General features: G+C 71.0%; 18 protein-coding genes and 1 pseudogene. 7 read left to right on the top strand and 12 right to left on the bottom strand.

Translation table 11 applies throughout. The features are described 5' to 3' along the window. Positions 1 to 139 precede the first annotated feature (139 nt). The 4 genes from IOD14_RS13435 to IOD14_RS13420 form a co-directional block, all read right to left on the bottom strand. A complete protein-coding gene (locus IOD14_RS13435; RefSeq protein ID WP_123994335.1) occupies positions 140 to 1192 on the bottom strand; it encodes a substrate-binding domain-containing protein in 1053 nt (350 codons plus the stop codon). A 17-nt stretch (positions 1193 to 1209) separates the two neighbouring features. Further along, positions 1210 to 2229 carry an ABC transporter permease gene (locus IOD14_RS13430; RefSeq protein ID WP_123994336.1) on the bottom strand — a complete coding sequence of 340 codons (1020 nt, stop codon included), beginning with the start codon at positions 2227 to 2229 and terminating at the stop codon, positions 1210 to 1212. Beyond that, entirely contained in the window at positions 2226 to 3746 is a 1521-nt protein-coding gene (locus IOD14_RS13425; protein WP_123994337.1) for a sugar ABC transporter ATP-binding protein, read from the bottom strand. Before IOD14_RS13425 ends, IOD14_RS13430 begins: the two co-directional genes overlap by 4 nt. An 84-nt stretch (positions 3747 to 3830) precedes the next feature. Then, the gene (locus IOD14_RS13420) at positions 3831 to 5012 is read right to left on the bottom strand and encodes an ROK family protein (protein ID WP_123994338.1); all 1182 of its coding nucleotides are present in this window, start codon (positions 5010 to 5012) and stop codon (positions 3831 to 3833) included. Positions 5013 to 5209: 197 nt separating this feature from the next. Here IOD14_RS13420 and IOD14_RS13415 point away from each other — a divergent pair, with 197 nt between their 5' ends. Then, entirely contained in the window at positions 5210 to 6040 is an 831-nt protein-coding gene (locus IOD14_RS13415) for an NAD(P)H-binding protein (RefSeq protein ID WP_212670340.1), read from the top strand. A 3-nt stretch (positions 6041 to 6043) separates the two neighbouring features. Here IOD14_RS13415 and IOD14_RS13410 read toward each other — a convergent pair whose 3' ends face one another. From IOD14_RS13410 to IOD14_RS13395, 4 genes are all read right to left on the bottom strand, one after another. Further along, positions 6044 to 6721 carry a GntR family transcriptional regulator gene (locus IOD14_RS13410; protein ID WP_212670339.1) on the bottom strand — a complete coding sequence of 226 codons (678 nt, stop codon included), beginning with the start codon at positions 6719 to 6721 and terminating at the stop codon, positions 6044 to 6046. A 112-nt stretch (positions 6722 to 6833) separates the two neighbouring features. Next, positions 6834 to 7772 (bottom strand): beta-ketoacyl-ACP synthase III, encoded by a 939-nt coding sequence (locus IOD14_RS13405; RefSeq protein WP_123994341.1) that lies wholly within the window; start codon positions 7770 to 7772, stop codon positions 6834 to 6836. A gap of 148 nt (positions 7773 to 7920) precedes the next feature. Further along, on the bottom strand, positions 7921 to 8058 hold the full coding sequence (locus IOD14_RS13400) for a hypothetical protein (protein ID WP_212670338.1): 138 nt from the start codon (positions 8056 to 8058) through the stop codon (positions 7921 to 7923). Further along, on the bottom strand, positions 8024 to 9358 hold the full coding sequence (locus IOD14_RS13395) for an OFA family MFS transporter (RefSeq protein ID WP_212670337.1): 1335 nt from the start codon (positions 9356 to 9358) through the stop codon (positions 8024 to 8026). Before IOD14_RS13395 ends, IOD14_RS13400 begins: the two co-directional genes overlap by 35 nt. Before the next feature lie 159 nt (positions 9359 to 9517). On the opposite strand from IOD14_RS13395, the pseudogene IOD14_RS13390 reads away from it, so the two are divergent. Together IOD14_RS13390 and fdhD are read left to right on the top strand one after the other, a co-directional pair. Further along, positions 9518 to 9745: pseudogene (locus IOD14_RS13390) on the top strand (Fe-S-binding domain-containing protein); the annotation flags it as partial. Positions 9746 to 9752: 7 nt separating this feature from the next. Next, the gene (gene fdhD, locus IOD14_RS13385; protein ID WP_212670336.1) at positions 9753 to 10604 is read left to right on the top strand and encodes a formate dehydrogenase accessory sulfurtransferase FdhD; all 852 of its coding nucleotides are present in this window, start codon (positions 9753 to 9755) and stop codon (positions 10602 to 10604) included. A gap of 51 nt (positions 10605 to 10655) precedes the next feature. Here fdhD and IOD14_RS13380 read toward each other — a convergent pair whose 3' ends face one another. Further along, a complete protein-coding gene (locus tag IOD14_RS13380) occupies positions 10656 to 11477 on the bottom strand; it encodes a LysR substrate-binding domain-containing protein (RefSeq protein ID WP_212670335.1) in 822 nt (273 codons plus the stop codon). A gap of 115 nt (positions 11478 to 11592) precedes the next feature. Between IOD14_RS13380 and IOD14_RS13375 the strand changes: the two genes are divergently transcribed. Next, positions 11593 to 12312: an SDR family oxidoreductase gene (locus IOD14_RS13375; RefSeq protein WP_212670334.1), complete on the top strand. Its 720-nt coding sequence runs from the start codon at positions 11593 to 11595 to the stop codon at positions 12310 to 12312. Between the two features lie 102 nt (positions 12313 to 12414). Here the strand turns inward: IOD14_RS13375 and IOD14_RS13370 are convergent, their stop codons facing one another. After that, positions 12415 to 12942 (bottom strand): isochorismatase family protein, encoded by a 528-nt coding sequence (locus tag IOD14_RS13370; RefSeq protein WP_212670333.1) that lies wholly within the window; start codon positions 12940 to 12942, stop codon positions 12415 to 12417. A 19-nt stretch (positions 12943 to 12961) separates the two neighbouring features. Next, positions 12962 to 13399 (bottom strand): MarR family transcriptional regulator, encoded by a 438-nt coding sequence (locus IOD14_RS13365; protein ID WP_123994347.1) that lies wholly within the window; start codon positions 13397 to 13399, stop codon positions 12962 to 12964. Positions 13400 to 13487: 88 nt separating this feature from the next. On the opposite strand from IOD14_RS13365, the gene IOD14_RS13360 reads away from it, so the two are divergent. Beyond that, entirely contained in the window at positions 13488 to 14405 is a 918-nt protein-coding gene (locus IOD14_RS13360; protein WP_212670332.1) for a zinc-binding dehydrogenase, read from the top strand. A gap of 148 nt (positions 14406 to 14553) precedes the next feature. Then, positions 14554 to 15780, top strand: a complete 1227-nt coding sequence (locus IOD14_RS13355; protein ID WP_212670331.1) for a DUF4185 domain-containing protein — start codon at positions 14554 to 14556, stop codon at positions 15778 to 15780. Here the strand turns inward: IOD14_RS13355 and IOD14_RS13350 are convergent. Beyond that, positions 15716 to 16759, bottom strand: coding sequence for a bile acid:sodium symporter family protein (locus IOD14_RS13350; RefSeq protein ID WP_212673266.1), 1044 nt, complete (start codon positions 16757 to 16759; stop codon positions 15716 to 15718). The two genes, IOD14_RS13355 and IOD14_RS13350, sit on opposite strands and share 65 nt — an antisense overlap. A 181-nt stretch (positions 16760 to 16940) precedes the next feature. Between IOD14_RS13350 and IOD14_RS13345 the strand changes: the two genes are divergently transcribed. Further along, a complete protein-coding gene (locus IOD14_RS13345) occupies positions 16941 to 17804 on the top strand; it encodes a LysR substrate-binding domain-containing protein (RefSeq protein WP_123994351.1) in 864 nt (287 codons plus the stop codon). The last annotated feature ends 213 nt before the right edge of the window (positions 17805 to 18017 follow it).

Below are 18017 nucleotides of genomic sequence, written 5' to 3'. Positions count from 1 at the left end.
GTCGTGGCGTGGTGGGGGGTGCAGCCCGGTCCGTCGACGAGCCGGGCTCCTGGGACCCGCCCCGGGGACCGGTCCGGCCGGGACGCGCTGCCGCCCGCGGCCGGACCGACCGGTAAGGCAGGTCCCTGATCGGTACGCCTCACTTGAAGCCGGTGGACATGTACTGGTCGACGTTGGTCTTGTCGACGACGGCCGAGTAGAGGGTGAGCGAGGCGGGGATCTCGAACTCGGCGAGGCCGCCGATGCCCTTGGACTGACCGAGCGCGCGGGCGAGATCGATCGCGGAGGCGGCCATGGTCGGCGGGTACAGCACGGTCGCCTTGAGGACGCCGTTGTCCTGCTTGATGGCCTGGAAGGCGGACAGGGCGCCGGCGCCGCCGACCATGAGGAAGTCGTCGCGTCCGGCCTGGTCGATGGCGCGCAGCGCGCCCACGCCCTGGTCGTCGTCGTGGTTCCACAGCGCGTCGAAACTCGGCTGGGCCTGCAGGAGCTGCGCCATCTTGGCCTGCCCGGACTCCACCGTGAACTCGGCGGCCTGGCGGGCCACCTTGCGGACGTTCGGGTAGTTCTTCAGGGCGTCGTCGAAGCCCTTGGTGCGCTGCTTGGTGAGCTCCAGGTTGTCCAGGCCTGCGAGTTCGATGACCTTGGCGTTCGACTTCCCCTTGAGCTTGCCGCCGATGTAGTGGCCGGCGTTGAGGCCCATGCCGTAGTTGTCGCCGCCGATCCAGCAGCGGTACGCCTGCGGGGTGTTGAAGATCCGGTCCAGGTTCACGACCGGGATGCCGGCCCGCATCGCCTTGAGTCCGACCTGGGTCAGGGCCTTGCCGTCCGCGGGCAGGATGACCAGGACGTCGACCTTCTTGTTGATGAGGGTCTCGATCTGGCCGATCTGCTGGGCGGTGTCGTTGGAGCCCTCGGTGATCTCCAGGGTGACGTCCGAGTACTTCTTGGCCCGGTTCTTGGCGTTGTCGTTGATGGCGTTGAGCCAGCCGTGGTCGGCCTGCGGTCCGGCGAAGCCGATGGTGACCGGCTTGCCGGGCGAGTCGGCGGCGGCGGGCTGGTCGTTCGCGGCCGGCTTGTCGTCACCGGAGTCGTTGCTGGTGCAACCTGCGAGGAAGGCACCGGCCCCGACGGCGGCGGTCCCGAAGAGCAGTCCTCTGCGAGTGGGAAGTCGACCATTACCTTGCTGCATGGCGGTGAACCCTTTCCTCAGGTCGTGCTTGCGGTACGGCGCTGGACCAGCACGGCGGCGACGATGATCGCGCCCTTGGCGATCTGCTGGACGTCGCTCTGCAGGTTGTTCAGGGCGAAGATGTTCGTGATGGTGGTGAAGATCAGGACCCCGAGCACGGAGCCGGTGATGGTGCCGCGCCCCCCGCTGAGCAGGGTTCCGCCGATGATCGCGGCGGCGATGGCGTCGAGCTCGTAGAGGTTGCCGTTGGTGTTCTGGCCGGAGCCGGACAGGATGATCAACAGGAAGGCGGCGATGCCGCAGCACAGCCCGGACAGCAGGTAGAGGTAGAGGCGCTGGCGGCGCACGTCGATGCCGGCGAGCCGGGCGGCCTCGGCGTTGCCGCCGACGGCGACGGTGCGCCGGCCGAAGGTGGTGCGGTTCAGCACCAGCCAGCCGATGATCGTCACGACCGCGAAGACGAGGACCAGCGGAGGGATGCCGAGCACATACGCGTCGCGCTCGCCGAGATCCAGCACGCTGTTGATCGTGACGATCTGCGTCCGGCCGTCGGTGATCTGCAGGGCGAGTCCGCGGGCCGAGGCGAGCATGGCCAGCGTCGCGATGAACGGCACCATCCCGCCGTACGCGATGAGCAGCCCGTTGACCAGGCCGCATCCGACTCCGACGAGCACCGCGGTGAAGAGGATGCCCGCGAAGCCGTACTCCTGGGTGGCGACGGTGGTGGCCCACACCGAGGCGAGGGCGACGATCGCGCCGACGGACAGGTCGATGCCGCCGGAGGTGATGACGAAGGTCATGCCGACGGTGACGACACCGATCACCGACGCCTGGGTGAGGACGAGTTGGAGGTTGCGGGTGTCGAGGAACTCGTCGGGTTTGGTGATGCCGCCGATGAGGATCAGTACGGCGAGCACGCCGAGGAGGGAGAGCGTGCGGACGTCGGCTCGGGCGAACACCCCTCGCCACGCGGACGGTTCGCTCACCGAGGGCACCTTGTCGGCGCTTCCCCTGGGCGGGGACACGGGCTGCGTCATGACGCCGGGCTTCCTTCCATGACGAGGTCGAGTACACGGTGTTCGTCGAGTTCGCGGGCGGGCGCGGTGTGCACGACTCGGCCCTCGCGGAGCACCAGGACACGGTCGGCGAGTCCGAGCACCTCGGGGACCTCGCTGGAGACCAGCAGTACGGCCAGCCCTTCGTCGGCCAGCCGCCGGACGACGGCGTACAACTCGGCGCGGGCGCCGACGTCGACACCCCGGGTGGGTTCGTCGAGCAGCAGGATCCGGCAGCCGCGCAGCAGCCAGCGGGCCAGCACGGCCTTCTGCTGGTTGCCGCCGGACAGGGTGCGGATCGGCACCGCGGGGTTGTCGGGCCGCAGCGACAGTTCGCGCGTCGCCGCCCGGGCCGCGCCGAACTCGGCACCCCGGTCGATCCAACCCGCTCGGGAGAAACGGGACATGGAGGAGACGGAGACATTGCGGGTGACCGACTCCAGCATCAGCAGGGCCTGCGCCTTGCGCTCCTCGGGGGCGAGCCCGATGCCGGCGCGGACGGCGGCGCGGACACTGCCGGGCCGCAACGTCCGCCCGTCCACGACGACTTGACCGGCGGTGGGCTTGCGGGCGCCGTAGATCGTCTCCAGGATCTCGGAGCGTCCCGAGCCGACGAGTCCGGCGAGGCCGACGATCTCTCCGGGGTGGACCACGAGGTCGAGGGGCTCGAACTCGCCCTGCCGGGCGAGTCCTTGGACCTCCAGCAGCGGCCTGTCGCCCTGCGCTGGAGCCGTCGGCCGCTCCGGAAAGACGTACTCGACGTTCCTCCCCGTCATCAGCGCCACGATCTCTCGCGTCGGCGTCGACTTCGCGGGCAGTCCGACCGCTACGGCCCGGCCGTCCTTGAGGACCGTCACCCGGTCGCCGATCCGCCTGATCTCCTCCAGGCGATGGGAGATGTAGACGACGGCGACACCCTCGGCGGTGAGGTCGCCGACGATCCGGAAGAGGTTGTCGACCTCGTCCGGGTCGAGGGCCGCCGACGGCTCGTCCATCACGATGAGCCGTACGTCGTGGGAGAGCGCCCGCGCCATGGACACGATCTGCTGCTGCGCGGCCGACAACTCCCCGACCAGGCGGGCCGGATCGATCTCCGGGTGCCCGAGCCGCCGCAGCAGTGCGGCCGTCGACTGCCGGGCCGCCTTGCCCCGTACGACGAACCCGGCCGCCGTGGGTTCATGGCCGAGGTGGACGTTCTCGGCCACGGACAGGTGCTCCACCAGGTCGAGTTCCTGGTAGATGGTGGCGATGCCGAGGCGCATGGCGGCGATCGGCGAGCGGAGCGTGACCTCCTCGTCCCGCCAGCGCAGGCGGCCGGTGTCGGGCTGGTGGGCGCCGGCCAGGACCTTGATGAGCGTGGACTTCCCGGCCCCGTTCTGGCCGAGCAGGCAGTGCACCTCACCGGCCTGGACGTCGAGGTCGACGCCGTCGAGGGCCCGGACTCCGGGGAACGACTTGGTGATGCCGGACATGCTGAGCAGCGGTGGTTCTGGTGCCATGAGGTCCCCTTGGCGGGCGTGCGGGCCGGTTTCAGGGCAGGGCGAAGCAGGGCTCTGTGCGGACGGGCCTGTGCTGAGTGAGACCTACGCGGGTGAGAACAGGTGGTCGCTGATGAGCCGGGCCGCGCCGATGACTCCGGCGGTGGGGCCCAACTCCCCCAGAACGATGGGCAGGTTGCCGGTCGCCAACGGCAGCGACTGACGGTAGACCTGGGTGCGGATCGCGGCGAGCAGGGTGTGGCCGAGGCCGGTGACCCCGCCGCCGATCACCACCAGGCCGGGGTTGAAGAAGGAGACCAGTCCGGCGATGACCTGGCCGGTCCGGTTGCCGCCCTCGCGGATCAGGTCGAGGGCGGTGGCGTCACCGGCGGCAGCGGCGGCGGCGACGTCGACCGCGGTCAGTTCGCCGTTCGCCGAGAGCCGCGCGGCGAGTTCCTCCGACCGCCCCTGCTCGACCGCCTCCACGGCGTCCCGGGCCAGGGCGGCCCCGCTGAAGTGGGCTTCCAGACAGCCCCGGTTGCCGCAGGCGCACGGACGGCCGTCGGGCACGGCCTGGATGTGCCCGATGTCGCCGGCGCTGCCCGTCACCCCGCGGTGGACCTCACCGCCGGCGACGATGCCGCAGCCGATGCCGGTACCGATCTTGACGCAGAGGAAATCGCCCACGGAACGAGCGACACCCGCGTGCATCTCCCCCATCGCCATCAGGTTCACGTCGTTGTCGACCATGACCGGACAGCCGAGTTCCTGACTGAGCGCCTCCCGCACGGGAAAGCCGTCCCAGCCCGGCATGATCGGCGGAGCCACCGGAACACCCTCGGGAAAGCGGACCGGCCCCGGGACACCGATGCCGGCGCCGTCAAAACCCTCCGCGAGCCCCGAGGCCCTCAACTTCGCCGCCATGGACAGGACCTGCTCGAAGACCGCGACCGGGCCCTCGCGAACGTCCATCGGCTGGTTGAGGTGTCCCAGGATCTCCAGTTCGGCGTTGGTGACGGCGACGTCGATCGAGGTCGCGCCGATGTCCACGCCGAGGAACCGCAGGTTGGGGGCGAGCCGGATGTTGTGGGAGCGGCGCCCGCCGCGCGAGGCGGCGAGTCCGTCGGCCACGATCAGGCCCGTCTCCAGCAGACGGTCCACCTCCACGGCCAGCTTGGACCGTGACAGGTCGACCTGATCGCCCAGTTGCGCCCGGGAGTTGGCTCCTCCGTCGCGCAGCAGCTTGAGCAGCCGGGCCTGATGCGCGTTCGCAGGTCGTGCCGTCATGCGTCTCACGAGCCCCTCCCCGCCTCTTTCGGCCACCAGTTGCCGGGCTTTCGAGGGGAACGTAGCAGCGGCGGCCCTACCTGGGAAGAAGCTGTGCAGAGATTGCCTCCGACTTTCCCCACTGACAGGACAAAGACCGGTCGCACTCTGGCGTCCTGGCACGTGCCCCCGCAGGATGGGCCGAGGGAGGGGAGAACATGTTTCTGGTGACGGGTGCGACGGGGAACGTGGGCGCCGAACTGGTACGGGCGCTGGCGGAGTCCGGCGAGCGGGTGCGTGCGGTCAGCCGGTCCGGGCGCGGCGAGGGGTTACCGGCGGGCGTGGAGGCCGTGGCGGGCGATCTGAACCGGCCGGAGAGCGTGCGGGCCGCCCTGGACGGCGTACGGGGGCTGTTCCTCATGCCCGGCTACGACGGCCAGCGGCAGATCCTGGCGGACGCGCGGGCCGCGGGAGTCCGCCGCGTGGTGCTGCTGTCCGGTCTGTCGGCGGGTACCGGCGACCGGAGCAACGCGGTCGCCGGCTATCTGCTCGCCGCGGAGGACGACGTGCGCGACTCGGGCCTCGCGTGGACGATCGTCCGCCCGACGAGCTTCATGACCAACGCGCTCCGGCTCGTGGACGGGATCCGCGAGGGCGACACGGTCCGGGTGCCCTTCCCGGACGCGCGGACCACCGACATCGACCCGTACGACATCGCGCAGGTCGCCCTGCGCGGCTTGCTGTCGGAGGAGTTCGCGGGCCGCGTCCTCGAAGTCACCGGCCCCGAGGCGCTGTTGCCCGCCGACCGGGTACGGATCCTCGGCGAGGTGCTGGGCCGGGACCTGCGCGCCGTGGGCCTGGAGCACGAGGAGGCACGGGCCGAGATGGAGGCGTCCGGCATGCCGAAGTCCTACGTCGACGCCTTTTTCGCCTTCTTCGTCGACGGCACCCTCGACGAATCGGTGGTGCTTCCCACGGTGGAGCAGGTCACAGGTCGGCCGCCGCGCACCTTCGCGCAGTGGGCACGGGCACACCAGGACGCGTTCTAGCGGCTACGACCGCTGGCGTGCGTGATACGACGTCCGCGTGTGCTCGGTGTGCTCGCGCATCAGCTCGGTGGCCCGGCGCTGGTCCCGGCCGGCGATCGCGGCGATCAGCTCACGGTGCTCGATCCAGGACTGCCGGCCGCGCTGCCGGGCGATCGGCGTGTAGTACCAGCGCACCCGGCGGTCCACCTGCCCCGCCAGTTCGGCGAGCACCGCGTTGCCCGCCAGCTCCATGATCTTCGCGTGGAAGCGGGCGTTCAGGGCGACGGCGGCGTCCACGTCATCGGCGTCGACGGCCTTCTCGCCCTGCGCGCAGAGCTCCTCCAGTACGGCGATGCCCGCGCTGCCCGCGTTCGCGGCGGCGAGCCGGGCCGCCTCCGCCTCCAACAACGTACGCACAGTGAGGAGTTGATCCGCCTCCTCGTCCGTCGGCTCATGCACGAACGCACCCTGGGCCGGCCGCAGATCCACCCACCCCTCGGTGTTCAACCGCTGCAACGCCTCACGCACCGGCTGCCGGGACACCCCCAGATGACCGGCCAACTCGCTCTCCACGAGATGCTGACCCGGCTGCAGAGCGCGAGTGGTGATGAGTTCCAGCAGCGCCTCGTACACGCGATCGCGCAGCGGTCCGGGACGCTCCAGCTTCGGCACGGCTCCCTGCGGCAGTCCTGTCGACAACATCGCGGTCCCCTCCTCGCCAGGCGGGCATGTCCATTGCGTTTTGTCTACAGTCTACGGCGTTCCAAGCACAGGTAAACCGGGAGTCGGTCTCATCACATCCCGTAGGTCAGGGTCAGGGACAGCGGATGACCTGACCCGCGTACGACAGGTTGCCCCCGAACCCGAACAGCAGCACCGGGTCCCCGGTCGAGATCTCGCCCTGCTCGACCAGCTTGGAGAACGCGAGCGGAATGCTCGCCGCCGACGTGTTCCCGGACTCCGAGACATCACGGGCCACCACGGCGTTGACCGCGCCGATCTTCTCCGCGAGCGGCTCGATGATCCGCAGGTTCGCCTGGTGCAGGACGACGGCGGCCAGGTCCGCCGGGGTGAGCCCGGCGCGTTCGCAGGCCTGCCGGGCCAGCGCCGGAAGCTTCGTGGTCGCCCAGCGGTAGACGCTCTGCCCCTCCTGGGCGAAGCGCGCCGGCTCGCCCTCGATCCGCACGGCGTGCCCCATCTCCGGCACCGATCCCCACAGCACGGGCGAGATGCCGGGCACCTCGGCCCCCTCGACGACCGCCGCGCCCGCCCCGTCGCCGACGAGCACGCAGGTGGTGCGGTCGCTCCAGTCGGTCACCGCGGACATCTTGTCGGCGCCGATGACCAGGGCCCGGGTCGCCGCGCCGGCCCGCACGGTGTGGTCGGCGGTGGCCAGCGCGTGGGTGAACCCGGCGCAGACCACGTTGACGTCCATCGCGGCGGGCGAGGGGATGCCGAGCCGGGCCGCGACCCGGGCGGCCATGTTCGGGGACCGGTCGACGGCGGTCGAGGTGGCGACCAGGACCAGGTCGATGTCGGCGGGTGCGAGCCCGGCCGAGGCCAGCGCCTTGGCGGCGGCGTGCGCGGCGAGCTCGTCGACCGGCTCGTCGGGGCCGGCGATGTGGCGGGTACGGATCCCCACGCGGGACCGGATCCACTCGTCGCTGGTGTCGACCAGGGCCGCCAGGTCCTCGTTGGTGAGTACCTTGGCGGGCTGGTAGTGGCCGACTGCGGCGATCCGCGAGCCGTTCATGGAGGGTCCCCCTCGTTGCCTTGGGTAGCCGGATCCACCAGTCTGATCAGTGACTCACGGGTACGCGGGCACGTAAGGCCACAGGAAACGGGCGCCCGAGTTGTCGGCTTCCCTCACACCCTCGGACGCCCGAACACCTGTCGAACGGTTACCCGGTGAACAGCTGGGTCGCCTTCTGCACCAGCTCGTAGAGCCCGTAGGCGAGCGGAGCGCCCACCCAGAGCCAGGCCAGGGCGATCAGCGGGCGCCGGTCAGGCGGACTCTGACTGGTGTCGGGCTGTGACATCGGCGGCCTCCCTCGGTGCGGGAATGTGGTGACGGGCACTGACGGGGCGGACCAGTTCGTTGGCGACGAAGCCGACGACGAGCAGCCCGATCATGATCATGAAGGAGAGGCTGTAGAGGTCGGACCCGCTCTTGCCCGCGTCCTCCTGCCGGTCGGCGATCCAGTTGACGATCAGGGGTCCGAGGACACCGGCCGTGGACCAGGCGGTCAGCAGCCGGCCGTGGATGGCCCCGACCTGGTAGGCCCCGAAGAGGTCCTTGAGATAGGCGGGGATCGTCGCGAAGCCGCCGCCGTAGAAGGACAGGATCACCAGCGCACACAGGATGAACAGCGGCTTGGAGGAGTCGCCGAACAGTGCGATGAGCCCGTACATCACCGCGCCCACGCCCAGGTAGACGCGGTAGATGTTCTTCCGTCCGATCAGGTCGGACGTCGACGACCAGCCGATCCGGCCCGCCATGTTGGCGGCCGACAGCAGCGCGACGAAGCCTGCCGCTGCCGACACCGAGACCGGGGTCGACGTCTCCTTGAAGAAGTCCGTGATCATCGGCGCGGCCTTCTCCAGGATGCCGATGCCCGCGGTCACGTTCATGCAGAGCACGACCCACAGACACCAGAACTGGGGCGTGCGCACCGCGTTGCGGGCCGAGACCTGGGGCCCCTCGAAGGCGCTGGGCGCGCTCTCGACCGGCTTCTCGCTGCGCGGCACGCGCACCAGCAGGACACCGAGGAGCATGAAGACGGCGTACGACAGTCCGTGCACGAGGAACGCGAGCGCGATCCCGGAGCTGTCGGAGCCGAAGGACTCCAGCATCTGCGCCGACCAGGGCGAGGCGATGAGCGCGCCGCCGCCGAAGCCCATGATGGCGATGCCGGTGGCCATGCCGGGCCGGTCGGGGAACCACTTGATCAGGGTGGAGACCGGCGAGATGTAGCCGATGCCGAGGCCTATGCCGCCGACGAAGCCGTAGCCGAGGACGATCAGCCAGTACTGCTCGGTGGCGGCTCCGAGCGCGGAGAGCAGGAAGCCGGACGAGAAGCAGATCAGGGCCACCGTCATCGCCCAGCGTGGCCCGTTGCGCTCCACGAGCGTGCCGCCGAACGCGGCGGACAGGCCGAGCATCACGATGCCGAGCTGGAAGGGCAGTGCGCTCTGTGTGCCGCTGAGACCGAGGGCGGACTCGAGCGGCGGCTTGAACACGGACCAGGCGTACGCCTGTCCGATGGAGAGATGGACCGAGAGAGCGGCCGGGGGCACGAGCCAGCGGCTCCACCCCGGGGGCGCGACAGGGGGACTCATGATCCCGGACGGTAGGAACAAAGAAGCTGGTTGAAAAGGCGGCGCGTCGACCGTATGCGATGAGCGGTATCCCGGACGCGACGAACGGTCGGACCGGCCGGTTTCCGGAGCCTCTTGCGGAGCTCGATCCCAGACTGTAGACAGTATTTCGTGGACACGTCCTTCCGGTCGGAGTTCGAGATGCGCGCGGCGGGTACCTGGGGCGAGGGGGCGCAGACCCGCATCGAGACCGTGTGCGCGCACTGCGGAGCGGGCTGCGGTCTCACGCTCCATGTGCAGGACAATGACATCGTGAAGGTCACCGCCCCGCTCGACGGACCGGTGTCCCACGGCAGCCTCTGCAGCAAGGGCCGTTTCGGCTACCAGCACGCACAGAACCGGGACTGAGACACATATGGGACGAGTCACGGAACGACGCAAGGTGATCCGCATCCGCGACGGGGCCCTCTCGTCCCGCCCGGACACACTCGTCACCGAGGAACCGCTGGAGATCCGCCTCAACGGCAAACCCCTCGCCATCACCATGCGCACCCCCGGCGACGACTTCGCCCTCGCCGCCGGCTTCCTCGTCAGCGAAGGCGTCCTCGCCCGACACAGCGACCTGCAGAACATCGTCTACTGCGCCGGCGCCACCGCGGACGGCTCCAACACCTACAACGTCGTCGACGTCACCACGACCCCCGGCGTCCCCATCCCCGACATCACCCTCGAACGCAACGTCTACACGACCTCCAGCTGCGGCCTGTGCGGCAAGGCGAGCCTGGACGCCGTCCGCACGACCACCCGCTGGCCCATCAACGACACTCCCCCGGTCCGTGTCGAACCCGAACTCCTCGCCTGCCTCCCCGACCGGCTCCGCGCGGCCCAACGCGTCTTCGACCGGACCGGGGGCCTGCACGCCGCCGCCCTGTTCACCGAAGACGGCGAACTCCTCGACATACGCGAGGACGTCGGCCGCCACAACGCCGTCGACAAACTCATCGGCCGCGCCCTCCAGAACAACAACCTCCCCCTGTCCCGCACCCTCCTCCTCGTCTCCGGCCGGGCCTCCTTCGAACTCGCCCAGAAGGCCGTCATGGCCGGCATCCCGGTACTGGCAGCCGTGTCCGCGCCCTCCTCCCTGGCCGTCGACCTCGCCGCCGAAACCGGCCTCACCCTGGTCGGCTTCCTGCGCGGCCACAACATGAACGTGTACGCGGGAGAACACCGACTCGCCCTGGAGACCGCCACCGCGGCCCAGAGCTGAGCGGCCGCACCCTTCAGCCCTCAGCCCTTCGACTGTCAGCCCTTCAGCCCCTCAGCCCTTCAGCCCCTCGACCACGGCCTCGACGAACGCTTCGACGAGCGGCGATCTCCGGTTCGCCTCCCAGGCCAGGAGCACCTGGTCGGGCTCCGCGTCCGGGACGGGCACGTAGGTGATGTCGGGCCGCGAGTACAGCCGGGCCACGGACTCGGGGACGAGGGTGATGCCCTGACCTGCCACGACACGCTCGAACTTCTCCTCGATCGTGCGGATCGGGACGTCGTCGGGGCCGGGGTCCGCGTACCGCAGCCGGGGCTCGCTCTCCAGGTCGGCCAGGAGCAACTCCCGCTTGCCCGCGAGCCGGTGGTCCGCGGGGAGCATCACCACGCGGTTCTCGGTGAACAGCGGCAGCAGCTCCAGGCCGCGTTCCCGGACCGGCGGCCGTACGTAGGCGAGGTCGACGGTGCCGTCGAGTATGAGGTCCTCCTGGTCGTCCCACTCGACCCGGCGGGCCTCGACGGCGATGTCGGGACGGGCGGCGCAGAAGGAGCGCAGGGCCTGGGACAGCACGATGCCCGCCCGGAAACCGACGACGAGGCGGTGCGGGCCGTGGGCGGCGCGGTGGACCCGGCGCCGGGTGGCGTGCGCGGCGGCGAGGAGGTTCCGGGCGTCGTCGAGGAGTTGGCGTCCGGCCGGGGTCAAGGTGACGCCATGGCTGTCGCGGTGGAACAGATCCGCGTCCAAGTCCTTCTCCAGGGACCTGATCTGACGGCTCAGCACCGGCTGGGCGATGTGCAGCCGTTCGGCCGCGCGCCCGAAGTGCAGCAGCTCGGCCACAGCGACGAAATAGCGCACTTTCCGCAGGTCGAGGTCCATGGCCGTCCTTTCCCTCGGCGATACCTCCAGGGTATCGCCGACGCCGAAAGAGGTCTTGGACGGCACGGTGGGGGTGCCCGCAGGCTGGAGCCGAGACCCACGGAAGGGGAATGGCATGAGCCTGCAGGGACAGCGGATCGTCGTGGTCGGCGGCACATCGGGCATCGGTCTGGCGGTGGCGGACGCGGCAGCGCGGGAAGGGGCCGAGGTGGTGGTCGCCTCGCGTCGGAGGGAGAGTGTGGACGCGGCGCTGAAGCAGTTGCCGCAGGGGGTCGCGGGGGACGTCCTCGACGTCACCTCGGAGACGGCCGTGCAGGCCTTCTTCGCGCGGACGGGCGCCTTCGACCACCTCGTCTTCACGGCGGGCGAACCGCTGCGGTTCCAGGCGCTGGCGGACACCGACCTCGCCCGGGCGCGGAGCTTCCTGGACACACGGCTGTGGGGCGCGATCACGGCGGTCAAGCACGGGGCACCGCTGCTGCGCGAGGGCGGGTCGGTCGTGCTCACCACGGGCACCGTCGCGCGCCGGCCCATGCCGGGGACGAGTGTGGTGGCGGGTCTGGCCGGGGCGATGGAGTCGCTGACGCGGGCCCTGGCCCTGGAGCTGGCCCCGATCCGGGTCAACGTGGTCGAGCCCGGGGTGGTCCGCACCGAGCTGTGGCGGGAGTTGCCGACGCAGGAGCGGGACGGCCTGTTCGCGTCCGCGGCCGAGTCGCTCCCCGTCGGCCGGGTCGGCGAGCCGGAGGAGATCGCCGAGGCGTATCTGTATCTGATGCGCGGCGGTTTCAGCACCGGCTCGGTGGTGGTCGTGGACGGCGGGACGGTACTGGTCTGAGGGCTCAGCACCTGATCAGCCGTCACCCGGCCACGACACGCCGCTGATTCGCCGTCATGCCGTCATGCCGTCATGCCGTCACGAAGCGAACCCCATCCGCCCTCACCCCGCCACGAAGCGCACCTGATCCACCGTCACCACCGTGCCGAGCCGCGGGAAGTCGAGTCGTGTCGAGGACTCGTGCTCGGCGGCGGTGAAGGCGGCCATGGCGTCCTCCACGAAGACGAGGTCGTAGCCGAGGTCGAGGGCGGCGCGGGCGGTGGACTCGACGCCGAGGTTGGTGGCGATCCCGCCGAGCACCAGCGTGGTGACGCCGCGTTCGCGGAGGACGGCGTCCAGGTCGGTGCCCTGGAAGGCGCCGATGGTCCGCTTCACGATCTCGATGTCGCCGTGCCGGGCGAGACCGGCCACCAGGCCGCTGCCGGGCGGCTGGTCGGTGACACCGGGCCGCTCGACGCGCACGAGCACGACAGGTGCGCCGACCGTGCGGAAGGCGGTCGTCAACTCCTCTGCGGCGGCGAGGACTTCGGTGCCTTTGCGGGGCTCCAGGGGCAGCGCGACGATCCGGTCCATCAGATCGACGAGTACGAGGGCGCTGCGTGCGGGATCGAGCGCGAGGGGTCCGGTCATGACGGAACGTTATCCGTCATCAGCCCTCCGTACCGGAGATCCGGATCAACAGGTCCATGAACTGTGCGCGTTCGGCCGCCGAGAGCGGGGCCAGCAGCTCGTCGTTGGCCTCGCGGGCTGCCTTCTCGCAGCGTTTCAGCAGGCGTGCCCCCTCGTCCGTGAGGGACACCGCGTTCTTGCGGCGGTCGCGCGGGTCCGGTTCGCGCAGGACGAGACCGGCGGACTGGAGGTCGTTGAGGACGCCGACGAGGTCCTTGGGGTCGAGCCGTACGGCGCGGCCGAGGTCGGCCTGGGCCACGGGGGCGAGATCGCGGACGGCGGAGAGCACCACGTGGTGCCACATCTTCACGTCCTCGGCGGCCAGCGCCTCGGCGACCAGGGCCCGCCCGCGGGCGGCGGCACGGCCGAGGAGCCAGCTGGGGAGGGAGCGGATCGCGGGCAGGGGTGCTTCGGCCATGCGGCCACCCTAACCAGAACTCATTGGACTTCCCAACGACCGCGCGCCTATCGTTGGGAACACCAATGAATCCACGGGAGGTCGGTCGATGCGTCGCGTCCGCTACGAGTCCACGGGTGGCCCGCTGTTCCTGGAGGAGGCACCCGTCCCCGAGCCGGGCCCGGGCGAGCTGCTCGTGCGCTGCGAGGCGGTCGGCGTCACCCTCCCGGTCGTCCGCAAGGTGACCGAGGCCGCCGAACCGGTGCCGCTCGGGGGTGAGCTCGCCGGTGAGGTGGTGTCCGTCGGCACCGGGGCCACCCGCTTCCGCCCCGGCGAACGGGTCACGGGACTGTGCTTCGGCCATGGCTACGCCGACTTCGCGCTGCTGCACGAGGCCATGGCCTCCCCCGTCCCCGACGCCGCCTCGGCGGTCGACGCCGTCGCCCTGGTCCGCAGCGGGCTGGTCGCGCTCGGCGCGCTGGAGGCGGCGCGCCCCGAGCCGGGAGAGACGGCACTGATCACGGCGGCCGCGAGCGGGGTCGGTCACCTCGCCGTGCAGCTCGCGCGGGCCCGGGGCGCGTCCCGGGTCGTGGGCGCGGTCTCCGATCCGGCCAAGGGGGCCTTCGTGCGCGGACTCGGCGCCGACGCCACCGCCCTGTACACGGACGGCAGTTGGGGAGAGCCCGTCGACTACGTCCTCGACGCGGTCGGCGGCGAGCTGCTCACCCCGGCGCTGACCGCACTGGTCCCGGGCGGCCGGCTGGTGGCGTACAGCTCGGGCGGCGGGACGATCCGGGCGTACGACCTCCTCGTCGGCGCCAAGTCCGTGACGGGCTTCCAGATGGCGCGGATCGCCCGTGAGCGGCCGGAGTTGTACGAGCGGTGGCGGCGGGAGCTGTGGCGGATGTTCACGGACGGCACCCTTCGCCCCGTCGTGCACGGGGAGTTCGCCCTGGAGGACGCGGCGCGGGCCCACGAGGTGATCGAGTCGCGGCGCAACCTCGGAAAGGTCGTACTCCGCCCGTGACGGGACACGCGCGTCGTTCTCGTGGGCCGGGGTGCGGGCGCACCCGGGCACTCCTCGCGTTCGCCGAGGGCCAGGCCCTCGACTGCGGGGACCCGCCCTGTGGCTGCCCCATGGACCAGGTGCGCGACAGCCGCTAACGTCGCCAACCGTGCCCGAGGACGCACGAGCACGGCAGCGGACCGGCACCGGCGTCGGACTGCTGCTGGCGCTGGTGCTCGCAGCCGTGCTGATCACCGCCCTCCCGGACGGCGACGGCCGGGACGCGGGCGGCTGCACACCGCGTACCGTCGCCTCCTGGTCGGCGGACGACCGGCTCACCGCTGAGTTCGCACGCTACGGCGACGACGCCGGCCGCGCCGACGACTGGACCGGCGGCGACGGCACCCACTCGGTGCGGCTGCCCGACGGACGGCTGCTGTGGCTGTTCTCCGACACCTATCTCGGCCAGGTGTACGGCCCGCCCAACCCGTTCGGCGAGTCGCACGCCTGGCGCGACGCCGGCGCGCCCCTGGTGCGCAACTCGGCGGTGCTGATGCGCGACGGCCGCCTGGAGTCCACCCTCCCGGCGCCCCTGTTCCCGGACCCGGGCCCGAACCAGTGGCGCTGGCCGGTCGCGGCCCGCGTCGAGCCCCGCTCCCCCGGCTCGGACGAGCAGGTCGTCCGGGTCCTGCTGTGGGTGCGCACGGCGGGCGCGTCCCCCTGGATCTACGGCGTCCCGACCGCCACCGAGGTCGCCACGCTCTCGCTGCCGGACCTGCGCGTCGAGTCGATCACGAAGGTCCTGGACGAACAGGGGGTCCAGGACCCGTCCCGGCGGGTGCTGTTCGGCACGACGCTGGTCGAGGACGGCGAGTGGACGTACGTCTTCGGGGGCGACGACGGCCAGGCCGCGTCCCGCTCCGCCTCCTCGGCGTACGTGGCCCGGGTGCCCAGGGGCGCGCTGGCCGAGCCGGGTGCCTGGGAGTACTGGGACGGCTCGGCCTGGACGACCGGTGCCCGCCCGCGCCCGGTGCTCGGGGACGGGAGGCGCACCGGGGTGGGCAGCGCCTTCTCCGTCGTACGGCACGAGGGCACGTACGTGCTGTTCACCATGGCCGCGGGGACCAAGGGGCTCGCGGCCGTGACCTCGTACTGGGCCTGCTCCCCCACCGGGCCGTGGCACGGTCCGGAGAAGGACTTCGCCCCGCCCCTGCCCGCGGGCCAGGTCGCCGCCTACAACCCGCAGGCGCACCTCGAACTCAGCGGCGGGGGGCGGCTGGTGCTCAGCTACGACGTCAACTGGCTGGAGACCGCGGTCGCTTCGGCGCAGCTCAACCGGAACGTGTCGTTGTACCGACCGCGGTTCGTGACCCTGCGGCTGACTCCGGCGCGCTGACCTCTCCGGACTCCCCGGTCTCCCCGGCGTCCTCCGTAAGAGGGTCGTGCGAGCGGCGCTTGGCGATCACCGCGCAGACCATCAGCTGCATCTGGTGGAAGAGCATCAGCGGCAGCACCGCGAGCGAGGCGTGCGCACCGAACAGCACGCTGGCCATGGGGAGTCCGGAGGCGAGGGACTTCTTGGAGCCCGCGAACTGGATGGCGATGCGGTCCCCGCGGTCGAAGCGGAGCGCCTTGGCGCCGTACCAGGTCAGGGTGAGCATCAGGGCGAGCAGCACGGCCTCGACGACCATGAGGCCGCCGAGCCTGAGCGGGCTCACCTGGTGCCAGATGCCCTGGACCATGCCCTCGCTGAACGCGGTGTAGACGACGAGCAGGATGGAGCCGCGGTCGACGAGCCCGAGGACCTTCTTGTGACGGGTGATGAAGCCGCCGATCCAGCGGCGCGTCAACTGGCCCGCCAGGAACGGCACGAGCAGCTGCAGCACGATCTCCAGGAGCGAGTCGGCGGAGAACCCGCCGCCGCTGCTGCCGAGCAGGGCGGCCGCGAGGAGCGGGGTGATGACGATGCCGACCAGGGAGGAGAAGGAGCCGGCGCAGATCGCGGCGGGCACGTTGCCGCGGGCGATCGAGGTGAAGGCGATCGAGGACTGGATGGTGGAGGGCACCAGCGTGAGGAAGAGCAGGCCCTGGTAGAGCGGGTCCGTCAGGAAGACCGGGACGAGTCCGCGGGCGGCCAGGCCGAGGAGCGGGAAGATCACGAACGTACAGGCGAGGACCGTGACGTGGAGCCGCCAGTGCTTGAGGCCGTCCAGGGCCTCACGGGTGGAGAGTCGGGCGCCGTACAGGAAGAAGAGGAAGGCGATCGCCGCCGTGGAGGCTCCGGAGGCCACGTCCGCGGTGGTCCCGCGTGCCGGTACGAGGGCCGCGAGGCCCACGGTGCCGAGCAGCAGCAGGATGTACGGGTCGACCGGCATCCAGGCCGGCCACTTCAGGCGCTTCACGGTGCTCCACTTGCTCGTGTTCGACGGCGGTACATGGACATGCGGGCACCTCCCTCAGGACGGGGGGTCCCCCTCCATCGTCCTCCTTCACTCCTTGATCGGGAATCCCGCATACCACTCTGACTGTCATCACGTTCCGCGATAAGCTCGCGGTATGTACGACCCGTCGCAGTTGCGTACGTTCCTGGCGGTGGCGCAGACCCTGAGCTTCACGCAGGCCGCCCGCAGGCTCGGGCTGCGCCAGTCGACGGTGAGCCAGCACGTACGGCGCCTGGAGGACGCCGCGGGCAGGCTGCTGTTCACCCGGGACACCCACTCCGTGGAGCTGACGGAGGACGGCGAGGCGATGCTGGGGTTCGCGCGCCGGATCCTGGAGGTGCACGACCAGGCGACGGCGTTCTTCACCGGCACCCGGCTGCGGGGGCGGCTGCGGTTCGGGGCGTCCGAGGACTTCGTCCTCACCCGGCTGCCCGAGATCCTCGAGGGCTTCCGGTACGACCATCCCGAGGTGGACCTGGAACTGACGGTGGAGCTGTCGGGGACGCTGCACGAGCGGCTGGCCGCCGGAAAGCTGGACCTCGTCCTCGCCAAGCGGCGGCCGGAGGATCCCCGGGGCGAGCTGGTGTGGCACGACCGGCTGGTGTGGATCGGGGCGGAGCGGCTGCGCCTGGACGCCGACCGCCCGGTGCCGCTGATCGTCTACCCCCCGCCCGGGATCACCCGGATGCTGGCGCTGGAGGCCCTGGAGCGACAGGGACGCGAGTGGCGGATCGTGTGCACCAGCGGGAGCCTCAACGGACTGATCGCGGCCGCGCGGGCAGGCCTCGGGGTGATGGCGCACTCGCGGGGCCTGGTGCCGCCCGGGCTGGTGCGGGTGCCCGACCGGTCCGGGCTGCCGGAGCTGGGGCAGGTCGACTTCGTGCTGGTGCACGGTCCGCGGCGCACGGCCGCGCAGGGGGCGGCGGACGCGCTCGCCTCCGCGATCCTGGCGGGCGGGGACCGGCTGCACCGGCGCTGAGGGCCGGCGCGGCACCGCGGGTCGCCCACGGAACGGAGTGACAAATTCCGGGCCGGTGGCGCTGAGTGAGGAGAGGCCGCGATGTGACGACGCCACCTCGCGAATAACCGTTTCACCAAGATCCCGAGCCGTCGTCGGGTCGTACAGATTCAGTGGAGATTACGGCGTCAAAGCTTACGCAACCGTCAGCTTTGTGTCCGACCCTTCCCCATG

This window comes from Streptomyces sp. A2-16, assembly GCF_018128905.1.
GTDB lineage: Bacteria > Actinomycetota > Actinomycetes > Streptomycetales > Streptomycetaceae > Streptomyces.
This window is presented reverse-complemented; position numbering and strand designations above follow the sequence as displayed.

Coding starts and splice junctions, on each gene's coding strand:
- IOD14_RS13415 (WP_212670340.1), top strand. CDS start 5,210: ATGTTTCTGGTGACGGGTGCGACGGGGAACGTGGGCGCCGAACTGGTA.
- IOD14_RS13345 (WP_123994351.1), top strand. CDS start 16,941: ATGTACGACCCGTCGCAGTTGCGTACGTTCCTGGCGGTGGCGCAGACC.
- fdhD (WP_212670336.1), top strand. CDS start 9,753: ATGGGACGAGTCACGGAACGACGCAAGGTGATCCGCATCCGCGACGGG.
- IOD14_RS13380 (WP_212670335.1), bottom strand. CDS start 11,477: ATGGACCTCGACCTGCGGAAAGTGCGCTATTTCGTCGCTGTGGCCGAG.
- IOD14_RS13375 (WP_212670334.1), top strand. CDS start 11,593: ATGAGCCTGCAGGGACAGCGGATCGTCGTGGTCGGCGGCACATCGGGC.
- IOD14_RS13350 (WP_212673266.1), bottom strand. CDS start 16,759: ATGCCGGTCGACCCGTACATCCTGCTGCTGCTCGGCACCGTGGGCCTC.
- IOD14_RS13435 (WP_123994335.1), bottom strand. CDS start 1,192: ATGCAGCAAGGTAATGGTCGACTTCCCACTCGCAGAGGACTGCTCTTC.
- IOD14_RS13425 (WP_123994337.1), bottom strand. CDS start 3,746: ATGGCACCAGAACCACCGCTGCTCAGCATGTCCGGCATCACCAAGTCG.
- IOD14_RS13395 (WP_212670337.1), bottom strand. CDS start 9,358: ATGAGTCCCCCTGTCGCGCCCCCGGGGTGGAGCCGCTGGCTCGTGCCC.
- IOD14_RS13410 (WP_212670339.1), bottom strand. CDS start 6,721: ATGTTGTCGACAGGACTGCCGCAGGGAGCCGTGCCGAAGCTGGAGCGT.
- IOD14_RS13405 (WP_123994341.1), bottom strand. CDS start 7,772: ATGAACGGCTCGCGGATCGCCGCAGTCGGCCACTACCAGCCCGCCAAG.
- IOD14_RS13360 (WP_212670332.1), top strand. CDS start 13,488: ATGCGTCGCGTCCGCTACGAGTCCACGGGTGGCCCGCTGTTCCTGGAG.
- IOD14_RS13430 (WP_123994336.1), bottom strand. CDS start 2,229: ATGACGCAGCCCGTGTCCCCGCCCAGGGGAAGCGCCGACAAGGTGCCC.
- IOD14_RS13365 (WP_123994347.1), bottom strand. CDS start 13,399: ATGGCCGAAGCACCCCTGCCCGCGATCCGCTCCCTCCCCAGCTGGCTC.
- IOD14_RS13400 (WP_212670338.1), bottom strand. CDS start 8,058: ATGTCACAGCCCGACACCAGTCAGAGTCCGCCTGACCGGCGCCCGCTG.
- IOD14_RS13420 (WP_123994338.1), bottom strand. CDS start 5,012: ATGACGGCACGACCTGCGAACGCGCATCAGGCCCGGCTGCTCAAGCTG.
- IOD14_RS13370 (WP_212670333.1), bottom strand. CDS start 12,942: ATGACCGGACCCCTCGCGCTCGATCCCGCACGCAGCGCCCTCGTACTC.